Source organism: Pseudophaeobacter flagellatus (assembly GCF_021228235.1).
Lineage (GTDB): Bacteria > Pseudomonadota > Alphaproteobacteria > Rhodobacterales > Rhodobacteraceae > Pseudophaeobacter > Pseudophaeobacter flagellatus.
Map to the genome: position 1 here is coordinate 613,641 of NZ_JAJQRG010000001.1, position 15,195 is coordinate 628,835.

Below are 15,195 nucleotides of genomic sequence, written 5' to 3' on the forward strand. Positions count from 1 at the left end.
TCTCTTTTCCGCTTCAGCTTTTCACTGCGCGAGATTGCCCGTAGTTGTCGCCACCCCGGTGATGGTTGCGTCCTCACAAATCTGAGGTTTCAACCCCATGCCAAAACAGATGTCTTTGCCCGCCTCGGTGGCGTTACCAGAAATCCTGGACTGCGAAAGACTGGTTTGGGAGGCCTTGATCCGTGGTGATCAGGCCGCAGATGCGGCGGCACTCCACCCCGAGTTTCTGGGCGTCTACCCAAGCGGCTTTGCCAATCGCCAGGATCATGTGGCGCAGCTTGATGCGGGGCCATCGGTGGCCAGCTATCACCTGAGCGACGCCCGGATCCTGGATCTTGGCCCAACCTGCCAGTGCCTGTCGTACCGCGCGCGGTTCACCCGTCCGGGTTGCGAACACGCGGAAGAAATGTATGTCTCTTCCATCTGGCAGTGGCAGGGTGAGGGCTGGATCAATATCTTTAGCCAAGACACGCCCTTGGCTTGCGGCTGAGCCTCTGCTTTCGCGAACACAGGTTACATCACTGTGCAGGCAGGCGCTGCGTGCTCTAGCGGAGGCCGCCCTTGCGGATCAGATAGATCTGGTGCCCGTCACCGGCGCTCTGGCCCAGGAATTCATGCCCGGACTCCGCACAGAAATGCGGCATATCAATCAGCGCGGCAGGATCGTCTGCCAGCACCTCAAGAATATCGCCTTGCGCCAGAGATTTAAGCCGTTTGCGTGCCTTTAGCACGGGCAGGGGGCACAGGAGCCCTAGGGCATCGAGGGTGGCGTCGCTTTTGATCATAGGCATCAGATAATCCGCCAATCACGGCCTGTCCACAGGGATGTGACCATTGTGCCCCGTGACCTTTGCCTGTGGCTGGTCTAAGGGTGCGGGAGGTCAGTTTCCGGGGAATGACATGTTTGGAATAGAGATCATCGACGCAGGCCTGTTGCCTGCAATGTTTGTTGCGCTTCTAGGGGGGCTTATCAGCTTTCTGTCACCCTGTGTGCTGCCGATCGTGCCACCCTATCTGGCCTATATGAGCGGCGTTTCTATTGGCGAAATGCAGGGCACTGCCGCAGCGCGCCGCAAGGTGGTTCTGTCGGCCCTGTTCTTTGTCATGGGGCTGTCGACCGTCTTCTTGCTGCTGGGCTTCACCGCCTCGCTGTTTGGCGCCTTTGTGCTGCAGAATCAGGAACTCTTTGCCAAGGCCTCAGGCGTGGTGGTGATTATCTTCGGCCTGCATTTCCTATCGGTGTTTCGCATTCCTATCCTGGACCGCGAAGCACGGGTCGATACCGGCCAGGCCGGCGGATCGGTGCTGGGCGCCTATGTGCTGGGCCTGGCCTTTGCCTTTGGCTGGACCCCTTGTATCGGGCCGCAGCTGGGGGCGATCCTGTCTCTGGCCGCCTCTGAGGCCTCGGTCAGCCGGGGCACCGTATTGCTTGGGGTCTATGCCGTTGGTCTTGGGCTGCCGTTCCTCTTGGCGGCGATTTTCATCAACCGTTCTATGGTGCTGATGACCAAGATGAAACGCCATATGGGGCTGATTGAAAAGCTGATGGGCGCGCTGCTGCTGCTGGTGGGCTTTATGCTGGTGACCGGGCTGTTTTCGACCTTTTCCTGGTGGCTGCTGGAGGCCTTTCCTTTCCTGGCGACACTGGGCTAACAGCCTGAATTGGGGGCGCCCCTGCAAAAGGGGGCGTTTTCTCGGCGCGGGCCTTACTCTGGCCGAAAATCCGGTCTAGTCTTGCGCCACAGGGATAAGAGGCCGGGACATGGAGCGCAGCGCAGCATTTTCAACAGCTCCAGAGATGCAGGCCGATAGCGCCGCAGCGCAGGCGGCACCGGTTCGAATGCGGCGGGTGTTTTACATTCCCGGCTATGATCCCATTCACCCGCGTCGCTACCGCGAATTGTACCGCAAGGAAGCCGCCGCTCAGGCCGCGATCAGCGGCTATGACATCGCGCTTGCGCCGCACAAGCCCAAGCCCCCAGATCAAGAGACAGCGCCACATGGCACCGCCGGGCAGTCCCGCCCCTATGGCTGGCAGGTTTCGGCCTGCATCGATGGGCAGGACACAAAGACAGATTTCAGCGTGCTGGTCTGGTCCGATATTGTGCGCGACAGCATGGAGACATCTATCGCGGCGACCTATGTGCAACTGCTGCGTACCGCCTGGATCTATATCGCCTCGGGGACGCTGCGCCGCCTGATGTGGCTGCGCAAAGGGCCGGTGATTGCAGCGCTTTACCCTGTGGGAATGTTGCTGCTGCAGGCGCTACTGGCATTGATCCTGTTTGCCGCTGTGTCGGCTGTCTGCACGGCAGTGATGACGCAGATTGTGCCGCAGCTGTGGTGGCTGGTACCGCTGCCAGGCTGGGGGCTGGGCCTCTGGGCTTCGGTGGCGCTGCTTAGGTGGTTCAAGGAACAGGATGGCAAGTTTTTCGCCTACTATCTCATGCATGACTACGCCTATTCGGCTGCCTCGCACGGGGCCAACCCGCCAGCGCTCGAGGCGCGTATCGCCGTCTTTAAGCAGGAAATACAAAGGGCGCTGGCCGAGGGCACCATGGACGAACTGCTGGTGGTGGGCCATTCATCCGGGGCCCATGTGGGGGTTTCAGTACTGGCCGATGTCATTCGCGAGGGCCTGCCTGCGGATGCGCCTGAAATCGGGTTTCTGACACTTGGGCAGGTGGTGCCTATGGTCTCCTTTCTGCCGCGTGCAGGGCGGTTGCGCGCGGATCTGCGCTATCTTTCGCAGCGGGCGGAAATCGCCTGGATTGATGTCTCGGCCCCTGGTGATGGCTGTGCCTTCGCTCTCTGTGATCCGGTCGCGGTAAGCGGTGTCGCCCCGCCGGAAAAACGCTGGCCGCTGGTGATTTCTGCGGCCTTTACCCAGACGCTTAGCCCTGCACGGTGGGCGGCGCTGCGGTGGCGGTTCTTTCGGCTGCATTTCCAGTATCTTTGCGCCTTTGACCAACCTGGCGACTATGATTATTTCTGTGTTACGGCCGGGGCGCAGACCCTGCGGGCGCGCTATGCAGGGCGGCGCGCTTCGATGTCTCGTATTGATGTGGCGGCCTCCAAATTCACCTCGGTGGAGGCTGAATGACAGATAATAAGGCGCAGTCGCCGCAAACACCGCCCCCGCAGCGCAGCATAAGGCCAGAGCCGCCAAAACCCCCGGCGCGCCCCAGCAAGGTTTCTTTCTGGCAGTATCTGCGTCTGTTTCGCGAAGACATCCTGTCGGCCCAGCCGGCCAAGCTCTATCGGGCCTGGATGGCGGAATTTCGCGCCCCGAGTTTTCGTTCTTTTCTGATCAATCAGCCTGATTTGATCAAACGGGTGCTGAAGGACGAGGCTGATAGCTTCCCCAAATCGGATCGCATCGCCGAAGGGCTGAAGCCGCTGCTGGGGGATTCGGTGTTCTTGACCAATGGCGAGACCTGGAAGCGGCAGCGCCGCATCATTGATCCGGCCTTTGAAGGCGGTCGCCTGAAAGAGACCTATCCGGCGATGCGCGCGGCGGCAGAGGCTGCGGTAGAGAGGCTGCATCGGCAGCTAGGGGGGGGCGATGTGGTTGAGGTCGAAGAAGTCACCAGCCATGTGGCCGCAGATGTTATCTTTCGCACCCTGTTTTCCATTCCGATTGAAAATACCGTTGCAAGTGAAGTCTTTGGTCGGTTTCGCGCCTATCAGCGCAGCCAGCCTCTGCTGAATCTTGCGGCCTTTGTACCGCTGCCAAAATGGATGCCGCGCTTCTTTCGCCCCGACACCCGTGCCAGTGCCGATAAGATCCGCGCCCTGATCACAGAGCTGACGCAGGCGCGCATGGCGGCAATTGCGCGAGGCGATGCGCCGCAGGATCTTGCGACCAAGATCATGACCACCAGCGACCCCAAAACCGCAGAACGCTTTGACACCGCTGAAATGGTCGATCAGGTGGCGATCTTTTTCCTTGCGGGGCATGAGACCAGCGCTTCGGCCCTGGCCTGGACGCTCTACTTGATGGCGCTCTACCCTGATTGGCAAGAGAAATTGGCGCAAGAGGCCGCCGTTCTGGAGGATCCGGGCTTTGCCGCCATGTCGAAACTGCGCCTGTCGCGCGATGTGTTCCGCGAGGCGCTGCGGCTGTATCCGCCAGTGCCGATGATGGTGCGCGAGGCCAGCTGCCCGGTCACTTTTCGCAATCGCAGCGTCCCAAAGGGCGCGCAGATTGTACTAAGCCCCTGGCATCTGCATCGTCATACCCGACTGTGGGACAACCCGGATGGCTTTGATCCGACCCGGTGGCACAGCGAAAATGGCAAGAAATGTCAGCGCGAGGCCTATATTCCGTTTTCAAGCGGCGCGCGGGTCTGTCCGGGGGCGGGCTTTGCCATGGTCGAGGGCCCGCTGATCCTGTCGATGATCCTGCGTGATTTTAAGCTGAGCTGCAGTGCCGAGAAGGAACCGGTGCCAGTGGCACATCTGACGGTGCGCTCCAAAAATGGGATTTGGCTGCAGATCACCCCGCGCCACGGCGCTGATCAGTTCTGATCAGAGAGCTGTGCCTGCAGATCGCGTAGCACAAATAGGCGAATAGCCGAGGCCAAGCCGCAATCGGCCCCGCGCATCTCGTCGATCTCGGCGGCCAGCTCGTTGATCGGGCGCTTGGTTCTTGCGGCAATCTGGCGAAAGGCCAGCCAAAACGGATCTTCCAGCGAGACCGAGGTGCGATGACCGCGCAGGGTCAACGAATGCTTGCGCGGGCGGCTGTTCATTCTTCGCCCTTGTGGCCGTCAAGATCGCGGCTGGCCTTTTGGCTGCGGGCTTTTTCAAGCTCTTTTTCAGATTTTCTGCGGCCAAATTTGACAGCATTCCTGTCAGCGCGGGCCTTGTCGTCGGCCCGCGCCTTATCTTTTCGAAACCGGTTCAGATTGACCGGTTTGCCCATCAGCCCTTGGGACCGATCATGTCTTCGGGGCGCACAACCGCATCAAAGGTCGCCTCGTCCACAAAGCCAAGTGCGATCGCCTCTTCCTTCAGGGTGGTTCCGTTTTTATGCGCGGTCTTGGCGACCTTGGTGGCATTGTCATAGCCGATGGTGGGTGCCAGAGCTGTCACCAGCATCAGGCTTTCCTTCATCAGCTTGTCGATGCGCGGCTCATTGGCCTGAATGCCGTTCAACATGCGCTCGGTAAAGCTGTCGGTCGCATCGCCCAAGAGCTGGATCGATTGCAAAAGGTTGTAGGACATCATCGGGTTATAGACGTTCAGTTCAAAATGGCCCTGGCTGCCGGCAAATTTGATCGCGGCGTCATTGCCCATGACATGGGCGGCCACCTGCGTCAGCGCCTCGGCCTGAGTTGGGTTCACCTTGCCTGGCATGATCGAAGACCCGGGCTCATTCTCGGGCAGGATCAGCTCTCCCAGGCCAGAGCGGGGGCCAGACCCGAGGAAGCGAATGTCGCTCGCGATCTTGTAGCAGCTGCCTGCGATAGTCGCGAGAGCACCCGACAGGAAGACCATGGCATCATGGGCGGCCAGGGCTTCGAATTTGTTGGGGGCAGTGACAAAAGGCAGATCTGTAATTTCGGCCATATTGGCCGCTACAGTCTCGCTCCAGCCCTTTTGAGTGTTCAGACCCGTGCCAACCGCGGTGCCGCCCTGCGCCAGTTCATAGATGCCGGGCATGGCCAGCTCGACGCGGGCAATGCCCTGGCGGATCTGGTGGGCATAGCCGCCAAATTCCTGGCCCAGTGTCAGCGGCGTGGCATCCTGGGTATGGGTGCGGCCGATCTTGATGATGTCTTTGAATTCGTCGGATTTGGCTTCCAGACCTTCCGCCAGTTTTTTCAGGCCGGGCAGCAGCACGTCGCGGACCGACATGGCGGTCGCGATATGCATCGCGGTCGGGAAGGTGTCGTTTGATGATTGCCCCATATTGCAGTGGTCATTGGGGTGGACGGGGTCCTTGGATCCGATTACGCCGCCCAGCATCTCGATGGCGCGGTTGGCAATCACCTCGTTGGAGTTCATGTTGGACTGGGTGCCAGAGCCGGTTTGCCAGACCACCAGCGGGAAGTTATCGTCAAACTTGCCATCGATGACTTCGCCAGCAGCGGCAATAACCGCATCGGCGATGCGTGGCTCCATCTTGCCTGAGGCTTTGTTGGCCATGGCACAGGCCTGTTTGATCACTCCCAGCGCGCGCACTATGGCGGTGGGCTGCTTTTCCCAGCCGATGGGGAAATTCATGATAGAGCGTTGGGTCTGAGCACCCCAATATTTGTCTGTGGGGACTTCTAGTGGGCCAAAGCTGTCGGTTTCGGTACGGGTATCGGACATCTTGTCTCTCTCTCAGTCTATATGCAGTCTATGCGTGGTCTGGTATGCGGTTGCATGCCATTTATCCTCTGCATCGGCGCGACGCAATTGGCCAGTTGCGCGCATCATAGCCAATCATCGGCAGGGGAACAGAAAAAATGCGCCCAGTTTCGCCGGATGCGGCGTCTTGTTGGTTTGCGGTTATTGCCAGATGGGCGCAGATCTTTACACTGGTGATGCGTAGCTGCGTATGTTTGAAACAGGGGATCCATGTGAACCATACCGTTGTATCCAATCCTCCGCTGCATGTCGGGCCCGGGCTATTGTCCGAACCGGGGCGGGCTGTGACTGGCCCCTTGGGGCCTTGGCTGGCTTGGATTACCGCTATTGTCCTGCTGCTGGCAACGCCGCTTTCAGCGCATGAGGTCGAGGACTTCTTTGGCCGCTACAGCGGCACGGCGACGTTCGAAACCGCGACGGGTGAAGAGATTGAACGCGGCATCACCGTTGAAATCGCAGAATCTGGCAAGGGCTTTTCTGTCCAGTGGACAACCATCAGTGAACAGGAAGACGGGCGGCGCAAGGTCAAATCCTATGACGTCTCCTTTCTACCAAGTGATCGCGAAGGGATCTTTGCCGCTGCGATGCAGCGCGACCTCTTTGGCCATGCCGAACAGCACGACCCAATGAAGGGGCGCCCCTATGTCTGGGCCCGCCTAACGGGGGATGTACTGACGGTGTTTTCTATGTTCATCCATCCCAATGGCGACTACGAGATCCAGCAATATGATCGCAGTCTCACAGAGACTGGATTGCATCTGGTGTTCCGGTCGCATCGCAATGGGGTTGCTCTGCGCCAGATTGAGGTTGATTTGTTGCGCCAATAGGTTGCTGAACCCATCTTGGGGCGGAACTTGCCGATAGAAATTCGCTTTCCGGCAAATAAAAACCATGCCTCGCGGGCATGGTTCATAGGCAGATGGGGCATTGTCCGCGCAATTGGTGATGGTGCAGTCCGGGGTGACAAGGCGGCGTGATTTCGCCTTGTATTATCAGCGCTGTAGCGCGCCAAGCCCTGGCCGTAGGGAATTAGTTTTTGCGAAAACTGTCCAAAGACACCACTTCCCCCTCAGAGGAAGTGGGCGGCTCGTCGTCGTGATCCTCACCGGTTTCACCCAGAGGGTCGTCATCGTCATCATCGTCATCTTCAGCAGATTCGAAACGAAGCCCGAATTCCACCGATGGATCAACAAAGGTCGCGATTGAGTCATAGGGAATATACAGCGGCTCTGGCGCATCCCCAAAGTTCAGGGTGATGCCAAAACCATCTTCCCCAACCTCAAGATTGTCATACCAATGCTGCATCACCACGGTCATTTCACCTGGGTAGCGATCACGCAGCCAATCCGCCAGTTGGGCGTCTGGATGGGTGGTGTCAAAGGTGATGAAGAAGTGATGGTTGCCCGGCAGGCCTTTGTCCGCGACTTCCTGCAGGACGGTGCGAATGAGGCCGCGCATGGCGGTGTGCATCAGATTTCCGTAGTCGATTTGACGCGACATGAAAGCCACCCTTGTTAAATTGCTGCACCAGCATAGTGAATTCTAGCAGAAACTAAAGGGCAGCCCTACTAGTTTTGTAAATATTTTTGGGGGCCTAGGGGGCGTTCCCGGACTGGATCTACCCGTTAACCCGTCGGCCCATACCGCGCTCATCCTAGCGCGGCTAATCCCTGGCTGGCCGCGTGCACTACGAGGCCGAGGCCAGCCATGATCAGCAAGAGCCAGAACAGGCGCCCTTTGAGCAGATATGCCAGGGGAGGCGCAGCCAGAACCAGCAACGCCGCCGTCGGATCCCAGCTGTGCAGGCTGGGCCAGGGCATGGCAAGCGGGCCGGAGCCCAGCACACTGACCTGTTGGAACAGCACATGCAGGGTGAACCAGATCATGAGATTGAAGATCACCCCGGTGACCACGGCGGTGATGGATTCCAACGCTGAGGCCAGCCGTGGTTGCGCGGCCAGGCGTTCCACATGCGGCGCTGCGGCAAAAATCCACAGGAAACACGGCATGAAGGTTGCCCAGAGTGCAGTGATCCCCGTGGCAAGAAAGAGCGCAACGCCGCCCTGTTTCAACCCGGCCAGCATGGCGACAAACTGGGTGACCAGGATCAGCGGTCCCGGCGTGGTCTCTGCCAAACCCAGGGCATCAATCATCTCACCGGCGCTGATCCAGTGATGCTGTTGCACCACCGCCTGGCTCATATAGGCGAGCACCGCATAAGCGCCGCCAAAACTGACCACGGCGAGCTTGGCGAAGAACCAGCCGATTCCGGCAAGAAACTCTGCGCCTGCAAGGCTAAGCAGCACCAGCGGTAGCAGCCAAAGCGTGCCCCAGATCACAAGGCTGCGCAGGCTCTGGGTGGTTGTGTTGTGGCGCGCGGCAGGAGGGGCAAGGGATGGCGCGGCAGGGGGGGCGGAAAAGGGCGGGGCCGGGCGGCACAGCCCCCAGACTGCGGCAGCAAGGATCACCACTGGAAAGGGCAGCCCAAAGGCAAAGAGCGCTATAAAGCCCAATCCGGCCAGCCACCAATCCTGGTGCCGTTTCAGGGCCTTATGGCTCAATCTCCACAGTGCTTGCAATACGATGACCACAACTGCGGCTTTGACGCCAAGAAAGGCGGCCTGCACACCTGGGACACTGCCAAACTGAGCGTAGAGCCAGACCAGTAGCGCAATGACACAGGCACCGGGTAGAACAAACAAGAGCCCGGCCAATAGCCCGCCGACCGTGCCGCGCAACCGCCAGCCTGTATAGGTACACAGCTGCATGGCTTCGGGGCCGGGCAGCAACATGCAAAAGGACAGTCCGCGCAGGAAGCTGTCTTCGTCCAGCCAGGGGCGCTCTTCGACCAGTTCTCGGTGCATCACTGCGATCTGGGCGGCCGGGCCACCAAAGCTCAACAAGCCGATATGGCCAAAGACCCGCCACATCTGCCGCCAAGATACTGTTGTCATGTTCTTCATCCCAGTGCCCATCGCGTTTGGGTAAAGAACATCGCTGTCGTCAAGTCCAGCCCAAAGCCTGCCACGGTCTGAACCAAAGGGGGCAGGCCATGCAAGAGTCGGCGGTACAAACCGATTTAGCAACTTTTCTTGGGGGGAAGTGCAGGTTTCTGTTGCCAGGTACCTGCGAACCCCGCCTTACGCTGCTAGGCATAAGGACTTAATTTTCGGTTTTCCGAACTGCTTACGCAGCCAGGGCTACCGGAGCACGATTGTCATTTGCAATTGTACAGTTTTCGCCGATAACGGTGGCAGACAGCCGAGACAAAGCTAACCCCTTTAGACGTCCGTCGATCCTGTTTCGACCCCATGATGCCCAAATGAAGCATGTTTGGTGGAGTCGCCGGGTACCGCCCCCGGGTCCGATCCGTGTATTACGAGCGCATTTATGTCCATAGTTCCCGAGGGAACATCTAATATATAGGCCAATACCGGGGGGATTTGAAGTAGGGATGCAGCATTTTTTGTTTGCGGTTGCGGTTTTCTGTCTGCAGCAAAAATAGGCCGCGCAGAAACGGGGCCAGCCCCCGCCGGTGCGGAGCACCGGCGCCCCCGGGATATTTGGTGCCAAATGAATACGGCAGAAAGACAAGGGGGCAAAGGGGGGGGGCGGCTGCGATCAGGCGGAGCGCGCGTCGAAGATTGTTTTGGCCAGAAAAAGGGTTTCCTGTTCAAGCTGAACAAGACCACTGTCAGCCGCTAAGCCGTTGCCCGCTGCGATGGCATCCGCGATCCGGATATGCAGGGCGATAATTTTTGCCCGGTCGCGGGCCGAAAATGTTACAATGTTCATCAAGGGTTGCATGGCCTCGACAGCGCCGGCCAGCTGGTAGGAGAGCACCGGGTTGGCGGCCGCATCCACCAGGGCGCGGTGAAAGGCGACATCCGAGGCGCAAAAGGCCGCATCCGACAGATCTGGCTGGCTTTGGTGTTGAATTTCTGCCTGCATGATCGCCAGGTGCTCTGCCTTGCGTCTGTGGGCTGCAAGTGGGGCGCAGGCCCGTTCAAGCGCATAGCGCGCTTCGCAGGCCGTTTCAAAGCTGACGGCGTTCATGCTTAGCAGTAGGGTTGAGGTGGTGATATGCTGCGCATAGGCATCCTTAAAATTGAGCCGGTTGACAAAGGCCCCCCCGGTGGCACCACGCTGGGTACGGATCAGCGACTGTGCCGCCAGCCGTTTGAGGGCTTCGCGCACGGTGGGGCGAGAGACCTGAAACTGCGCGCAGAGCTCGGCCTCTGAAGGTAGGCGCGCATCAACGATCAGATCGCCCTGGATGATGGCATCTTTGATCGCCTTGGCAATCTGGGCCGATAGGTCGTCGCGGCTTTGTGGGTTGATCTTCATGTGCTGCCTCCTTCGGGGGCTTTTCTTTGGCGTGCGGAGGCTGGGGTTGGGGAGGAAATAGCGGTGCAGCGTGCAAAAATCAATTGTCAGACATTAAAGGGTATGGCACAGATTTCAATAAATGTCAGACAATTGATGCGCGCGGATGCGACTGGTCCGTAGACTCTGTAATGCCAATTATGTTGCCAAGTACAGGTGGCGCGAAAAATCAGGAGAAAATCACATGTTCAATGCCCTTATCCTACGCCAAGACACAGACAGCGGCCTTGGGTCCGCTGCGATCGAGCAGATCAGCCTGGATCAGCTGCCCGAGGGGGAGGTCACTGTGGCTGTGGAATATTCGACCGTGAACTACAAGGATGGCCTGTGTCTGAGCCCGAAGGGGGGCGGATTGGTGCGTCGCTATCCGCATGTGCCGGGTATTGATTTTGCTGGCACTGTCGAGGCCAGCGATGATGAACGCTTCAAGCCGGGGGATAAGGTCGTCCTGACCGGTTGGCGTGTCGGAGAGGCCCACTGGGGCGGCTACAGCCAGAAGGCGCGGGTAAAGGCCGACTGGTTGGTGCCGCTGCCCGCTGGGCTGGACCCCCGCCAGGCCATGGCAGTGGGTACGGCTGGGCTCACGGCCATGCTGGCCATTATGGCGCTGGAGGACCACGGGCTTACACCGGGGCGGGGGCCGGTTCTGGTTACTGGCGCTGCGGGCGGGGTTGGATCGGTTGCGACCGCAATTCTGGCCCATCTTGGCTATGAGGTGGCGGCGGTGACAGGGCGACCTGAAACCGAAGACTACCTGCGGGGGCTTGGCGCCAGCCGGATTGTGCCACGCGAAGAGCTGAATGAGACGGTGAAGCGCCCACTGGAAAGCGAGACCTGGGCAGGTTGCATTGATGCTGTGGGGGGGGAGATGCTGGCGCGGGTGCTGGGGCAGATGAAATATGGTGCGTCAGTTGCGGCGGTGGGGCTGGCCGGTGGTGCGGCGCTGCCGGCAACCGTGATTCCCTTTCTGTTACGCGGGGTGAATTTGCTGGGCATCGATTCCGTGTTGCAGCCCTACGGCAATCGGACCCGTGCATGGGCGCGGCTGGCAACGGATCTGCCGCTGGACCGGCTGGATGAGATGGTGAAACCGGCCGTTCTGTCGGATCTGCCACAACTGGGCGCAGATATCTTGAAGGGGCAGATCAAGGGGCGCATTGTGGTGGATGTAAATGCCTGAGCGGCCTGCGCAGTGGTAGACCCTGATATGGGCCGGGCAGGGGCAGCAAGTTGCAACTGCGGCGACAGGCTACAGATAAAGGGGGGCAAGTCGGGCAGGTGAAGCAGCTGCTGCCTGCCCCTGGCCAGCCTGTGATTGGCCCCGGACCTCCGGTGGCCAGTCTTTCATCGCCCGACGGCAAGAATGCCGGTATCTCCAGACAGAGAGTTCCCGCCAGCCTTGACCTCCCGCCCATAGACCTGCATCTCTTTTGCCAAGAATAGTGGGAGAGCATTAATGGCGCTGGATATTGATTTCGTACGCGGGCAGTTTCCTGCCTTTCAAGAACCAAGTTTGCGGGGGAAGGCCTTTTTTGAAAATGCAGGTGGTTCTTATACCTGTTGCCAGGTGATTGATCGGCTGACCCGATATTACACTCAGCGCAAGGTGCAGCCCTATGCGCCCTATGAACCGTCCATAACGGCCGGTGCCGAAATGGATGAAGCGCGTCAGCGGCTGGCGGCAATGTTGGGGGTGGCAACAGATGAGCTGAGCTTTGGCCCATCAACAACCCAGAACACCTATGTTCTGGCCCAGGCCTTTCGCCAGATGCTACGCCCGGGCGAGGCCATTGTCGTGACCAACCAAGATCACGAAGCAAATACCGGCCCCTGGCGGCGTCTGGCCGAGGACGGAATCGAGATCCGCGAATGGCAGATCGACCCGCAGACCGGGCACCTGGATCCGGCGAAGCTGGAGGTGCTGTTGGATGAAAAGGTGCGGCTGGTCTGTTTTCCCCATTGTTCCAACGTGGTTGGGGAAATAAATCCGGTGACCGAGATCACTGCAATGTCCCATGCTGCAGGTGCCTTTGTCTGTGTTGACGGGGTGTCCTATGCGCCACATGGGCTGCCCAATGTGGCGGATCTGGGGCCGGATATCTATCTGTTTTCTGCCTATAAGACCTTTGGCCCGCATCAAGGGCTGATGGTGATGCGGCGCGAATTGGGGCAATTTCTGCCCAATCAGGCGCATCATTTCAACGGCGACGTACTTTACAAACGGTTCACCCCGGCAGGGCCGGATCATGCGCAGGTGGCGGCCAGTGCAGGCATGGCAGATTATTTTGATGCGCTATGTGATCATCATGGCGGCCCCAACAGCGGGGCAGCGGCACGGGCCGGTTTTGTCCATGATCTGATGCGCAGCCATGAGATCGCACTGTTGCAACCGCTGTTGGATGCGGTGAAATCCCGCAATGATCTGCGGCTGCTTGGCCCAAGTGACGCAGCCCAGCGGGCACCGACCGTGGCACTGGCGTTGAACCGTCCGGCGGAAGCCGTCGCGGCCCAATTGGCCACGCATGGCATAATGGCAGGCGGCAGCGATTTCTACGCCGGGCGGGCGCTCTCGGCGATGGGGGTGGACCCCGGCGAGGGTGTCTTGCGGTTGAGCTTCACCCATTACACCAGCGTCGAAGAGATTGCTAAACTGATCGAGGTGCTGGATCAGGTGCTATAACGGGCCAAACATCACAGGGCTCATTTCAGTGTAGTAAAACATCGCTGAGCCAAGACAGGAGGCCGAGACAGGTTCGCTTTGCTCCCCTGGTTCAACTGCCCTGACAACAGCGAAACCTTAGATCTCCAAGGACAGAGACGCCAATGCCCACAACTGCCCGCCTGACCGCAGCCATTGTTCTGGCGCTGCTCGCCTATCTCGTTTCTGACCAAGTGATTGCTGATATGCCAAAGGAAACCGACCCTGGCTATTTCTTCCATGTCAACGTGGTGCTGGGCCTGCTGACGGGCTGGATCTACATGGGGCGGCGGGTTGGCCATGGGTTGGTGCCGGCGCTGAACAACGGGCTGACCGGGATGGCGGTAATGGTGCTTTGGGCGCTGTTCATCCAGGGCGCCTGGGAGATGTTCGACCGGGCCATGCGCAACCGCTATGGTGGCCCGTTTGACGCGCTGCTGGCGATCTTCACCCTATCGATCGAGTTTTTCTTTCAGATAGCGACACCTGCGGTTCTATTGCCCTTGGTGATTGGCGGCTGTCTGGCGGGGATATTGGCCGAGTATGCGCATAAGCGCTGGTCATAAATGCACCTTAACAATGGGTTAAAGGACGTGGTTGATCTATTTTTCTACGGCACGCTGCGCTATCGGCCGCTGCTGGAACTGGTCTTAGGGCGCGTGGGCGGTGACCTTGACGTTACCGAAGTGACCCTCGCAGATCACGCGGTTTTCGCCGTGCAGGACCAGATCTTTCCGATGATCGCCACTGCCCCCGGGCAGAGCGCACAGGGGATCTTGGTGCGGGGGCTGACGGCGCAGAATCTGGCGGCGCTTGACTATTACGAGGGCGGTTATGACTATGCGCTTCGGTCGATCACGGTCTGCCTACCCGGCGGCGAACAGGTTAGCGCGCAGGTCTATTTCCCGACGCCGGGGCAGTGGCGGCCGGGTGCCCCCTGGGATCTGGCGACCTGGGTGGCGCAATCGGGGGCCTTGACGCTGCGGGCTGCAGAAGAGGTGATGGCCTATCGCGGGCGGGTCTCGGCGCGGGATATGCGCAGGTCGTTCCCCGCGATCCGCAGGCGGGCGGCAGCCTGGTTGGCGGCGCAGGCCCGGCCCGAGGATCCGGCGCACGACCTGTTGCGAGATGTGCAGGTCAAGGCGCATAAGCGCGCCTATGTGAACTTCTTTGCGATGGAGGAAATGGATCTGCAGTTCCGTCGCTATGACGGTTCCATGAGCCCGGTCGTGAACCGGGGGGTGGCGCTGGTGGGGCGGGCTTCTGTGGTGCTGCCCTATGATCCGCTGCGTGATCAGGTGCTGCTGGTGGAACAGTTTCGCGCCGCAACCTACATCGCAGGGGAAAAGCGCCCCTGGATGTGGGAACCTGTCGCCGGGTTGATTGATCCCGGAGAGACGCCCGAGCAGGCCGCCCGGCGCGAGGCGGACGAAGAGGCCGGCGTCACCATTTCACGGCTGGAGGTGGTGACCCATGCCTATCCCTCTAGTGGCGCATCGGGCGAGTTTATTCATATATTCGTCGGGATTACGGACCTTTCTGACATTCGCGGTGGTGGCGGTGTTGCGGGTGAAAACGAAGATCTGCGCAGCGAAATTCTTGATTTTGACCACTTGATGCAGGGGGTCGACAACCATAGCTACCAGGACATGCCGCTGGTGACAGCCGCGCTCTGGCTGTCACGCCACCGTGAAAGGCTGCGAGCTGCGGCGCGCTAAGGCACCTTCGCATCTTGTGAAGGCCTGCCCCCT

The 15,195-nt window shown here is 59.6% G+C and carries 16 protein-coding genes and 1 other RNA gene; 9 read left to right on the forward strand and 8 right to left on the reverse strand.

Annotated features, from left to right (window positions below; translation table 11 throughout):
* Positions 1-97 precede the first annotated feature (97 nt).
* Complete coding sequence (locus LRK71_RS02925; RefSeq protein WP_232400943.1) at positions 98-490, forward strand: nuclear transport factor 2 family protein; 393 nt, start codon at positions 98-100, stop codon at positions 488-490.
* Between the two features lie 55 nt (positions 491-545).
* On the opposite strand, the gene LRK71_RS02930 is transcribed toward LRK71_RS02925, so the two are convergent.
* Positions 546-785 carry a sulfurtransferase TusA family protein gene (locus LRK71_RS02930; protein ID WP_232401138.1) on the reverse strand — a complete coding sequence of 80 codons (240 nt, stop codon included), beginning with the start codon at positions 783-785 and terminating at the stop codon, positions 546-548.
* Positions 786-900: 115 nt separating this feature from the next.
* Between LRK71_RS02930 and LRK71_RS02935 the strand changes: the two genes are divergently transcribed.
* From LRK71_RS02935 to LRK71_RS02945, 3 genes are all read left to right on the forward strand, one after another.
* A complete protein-coding gene (locus LRK71_RS02935) occupies positions 901-1,653 on the forward strand; it encodes a cytochrome c biogenesis CcdA family protein (protein ID WP_232400944.1) in 753 nt (250 codons plus the stop codon).
* A gap of 145 nt (positions 1,654-1,798) precedes the next feature.
* Positions 1,799-3,103: a hypothetical protein gene (locus LRK71_RS02940; protein ID WP_232401139.1), complete on the forward strand. Its 1,305-nt coding sequence runs from the start codon at positions 1,799-1,801 to the stop codon at positions 3,101-3,103.
* The gene (locus LRK71_RS02945; protein WP_232400945.1) at positions 3,100-4,530 is read left to right on the forward strand and encodes a cytochrome P450; all 1,431 of its coding nucleotides are present in this window, start codon (positions 3,100-3,102) and stop codon (positions 4,528-4,530) included. Before LRK71_RS02940 ends, LRK71_RS02945 begins: the two co-directional genes overlap by 4 nt.
* Here LRK71_RS02945 and LRK71_RS02950 read toward each other — a convergent pair.
* From LRK71_RS02950 to fumC, 3 genes are read right to left on the reverse strand one after another with little or no spacing between them, the layout of a single operon-like run.
* Entirely contained in the window at positions 4,521-4,754 is a 234-nt protein-coding gene (locus LRK71_RS02950; protein WP_232400946.1) for a ribbon-helix-helix domain-containing protein, read from the reverse strand. The genes LRK71_RS02945 and LRK71_RS02950 overlap by 10 nt on opposite strands.
* Positions 4,751-4,927 carry a DUF4169 family protein gene (locus LRK71_RS02955; RefSeq protein ID WP_232400947.1) on the reverse strand — a complete coding sequence of 59 codons (177 nt, stop codon included), beginning with the start codon at positions 4,925-4,927 and terminating at the stop codon, positions 4,751-4,753. The genes LRK71_RS02950 and LRK71_RS02955 overlap by 4 nt, the downstream gene beginning before the upstream one ends.
* Positions 4,927-6,321 carry a class II fumarate hydratase gene (fumC, locus tag LRK71_RS02960; protein WP_232400949.1) on the reverse strand — a complete coding sequence of 465 codons (1,395 nt, stop codon included), beginning with the start codon at positions 6,319-6,321 and terminating at the stop codon, positions 4,927-4,929. Before fumC ends, LRK71_RS02955 begins: the two co-directional genes overlap by 1 nt.
* Positions 6,322-6,572: 251 nt before the next feature.
* Here fumC and LRK71_RS02965 point away from each other — a divergent pair, with 251 nt between their 5' ends.
* Positions 6,573-7,187, forward strand: coding sequence for a hypothetical protein (locus LRK71_RS02965; protein ID WP_232400951.1), 615 nt, complete (start codon positions 6,573-6,575; stop codon positions 7,185-7,187).
* 202 nt (positions 7,188-7,389) lie between these two features.
* On the opposite strand, the gene LRK71_RS02970 is transcribed toward LRK71_RS02965, so the two are convergent.
* The 4 genes from LRK71_RS02970 to LRK71_RS02985 all read right to left on the reverse strand — a co-directional run bounded on the left by LRK71_RS02970 (position 7,390) and on the right by LRK71_RS02985 (position 10,707).
* Positions 7,390-7,860 (reverse strand): SspB family protein, encoded by a 471-nt coding sequence (locus LRK71_RS02970; RefSeq protein WP_232400953.1) that lies wholly within the window; start codon positions 7,858-7,860, stop codon positions 7,390-7,392.
* Positions 7,861-8,009: 149 nt separating this feature from the next.
* Positions 8,010-9,314, reverse strand: a complete 1,305-nt coding sequence (gene chrA / locus LRK71_RS02975; protein WP_232400956.1) for a chromate efflux transporter — start codon at positions 9,312-9,314, stop codon at positions 8,010-8,012.
* Positions 9,315-9,461: 147 nt separating this feature from the next.
* Positions 9,462-9,812, reverse strand: a transfer-messenger RNA (tmRNA) gene (gene ssrA, locus LRK71_RS02980).
* 169 nt (positions 9,813-9,981) lie between these two features.
* Positions 9,982-10,707: a FadR/GntR family transcriptional regulator gene (locus LRK71_RS02985; protein WP_232400958.1), complete on the reverse strand. Its 726-nt coding sequence runs from the start codon at positions 10,705-10,707 to the stop codon at positions 9,982-9,984.
* 223 nt (positions 10,708-10,930) lie between these two features.
* On the opposite strand from LRK71_RS02985, the gene acuI reads away from it, so the two are divergent.
* The 4 genes from acuI (at position 10,931) to LRK71_RS03005 (ending at position 15,162) form a co-directional block, all read left to right on the forward strand.
* Complete coding sequence (gene acuI / locus LRK71_RS02990) at positions 10,931-11,926, forward strand: acryloyl-CoA reductase (protein ID WP_232400959.1); 996 nt, start codon at positions 10,931-10,933, stop codon at positions 11,924-11,926.
* 276 nt (positions 11,927-12,202) lie between these two features.
* On the forward strand, positions 12,203-13,426 hold the full coding sequence (locus LRK71_RS02995; protein WP_232400960.1) for an aminotransferase class V-fold PLP-dependent enzyme: 1,224 nt from the start codon (positions 12,203-12,205) through the stop codon (positions 13,424-13,426).
* A gap of 143 nt (positions 13,427-13,569) precedes the next feature.
* Positions 13,570-14,010 (forward strand): TrgA family protein, encoded by a 441-nt coding sequence (locus LRK71_RS03000; protein WP_232400961.1) that lies wholly within the window; start codon positions 13,570-13,572, stop codon positions 14,008-14,010.
* 27 nt (positions 14,011-14,037) lie between these two features.
* Positions 14,038-15,162 (forward strand): NUDIX domain-containing protein, encoded by a 1,125-nt coding sequence (locus tag LRK71_RS03005; protein ID WP_232400962.1) that lies wholly within the window; start codon positions 14,038-14,040, stop codon positions 15,160-15,162.
* Positions 15,163-15,195 lie beyond the last annotated feature (33 nt).

Excerpts from the sequence above, each read along its gene's own strand:
- LRK71_RS02970 (WP_232400953.1), bottom strand. The coding sequence starts at position 7,860 with ATGTCGCGTCAAATCGACTACGGAAATCTGATGCACACCGCCATGCGC.
- LRK71_RS02940 (WP_232401139.1), top strand. The coding sequence starts at position 1,799 with ATGCAGGCCGATAGCGCCGCAGCGCAGGCGGCACCGGTTCGAATGCGG.
- acuI (WP_232400959.1), top strand. The coding sequence starts at position 10,931 with ATGTTCAATGCCCTTATCCTACGCCAAGACACAGACAGCGGCCTTGGG.
- LRK71_RS02930 (WP_232401138.1), bottom strand. The coding sequence starts at position 785 with ATGATCAAAAGCGACGCCACCCTCGATGCCCTAGGGCTCCTGTGCCCC.
- LRK71_RS02935 (WP_232400944.1), top strand. The coding sequence starts at position 901 with ATGTTTGGAATAGAGATCATCGACGCAGGCCTGTTGCCTGCAATGTTT.
- LRK71_RS03000 (WP_232400961.1), top strand. The coding sequence starts at position 13,570 with ATGCCCACAACTGCCCGCCTGACCGCAGCCATTGTTCTGGCGCTGCTC.
- LRK71_RS02955 (WP_232400947.1), bottom strand. The coding sequence starts at position 4,927 with ATGGGCAAACCGGTCAATCTGAACCGGTTTCGAAAAGATAAGGCGCGG.
- LRK71_RS02950 (WP_232400946.1), bottom strand. The coding sequence starts at position 4,754 with ATGAACAGCCGCCCGCGCAAGCATTCGTTGACCCTGCGCGGTCATCGC.
- LRK71_RS02985 (WP_232400958.1), bottom strand. The coding sequence starts at position 10,707 with ATGAAGATCAACCCACAAAGCCGCGACGACCTATCGGCCCAGATTGCC.
- LRK71_RS02925 (WP_232400943.1), top strand. The coding sequence starts at position 98 with ATGCCAAAACAGATGTCTTTGCCCGCCTCGGTGGCGTTACCAGAAATC.
- LRK71_RS02945 (WP_232400945.1), top strand. The coding sequence starts at position 3,100 with ATGACAGATAATAAGGCGCAGTCGCCGCAAACACCGCCCCCGCAGCGC.
- chrA (WP_232400956.1), bottom strand. The coding sequence starts at position 9,314 with ATGACAACAGTATCTTGGCGGCAGATGTGGCGGGTCTTTGGCCATATC.
- fumC (WP_232400949.1), bottom strand. The coding sequence starts at position 6,321 with ATGTCCGATACCCGTACCGAAACCGACAGCTTTGGCCCACTAGAAGTC.
- LRK71_RS02995 (WP_232400960.1), top strand. The coding sequence starts at position 12,203 with ATGGCGCTGGATATTGATTTCGTACGCGGGCAGTTTCCTGCCTTTCAA.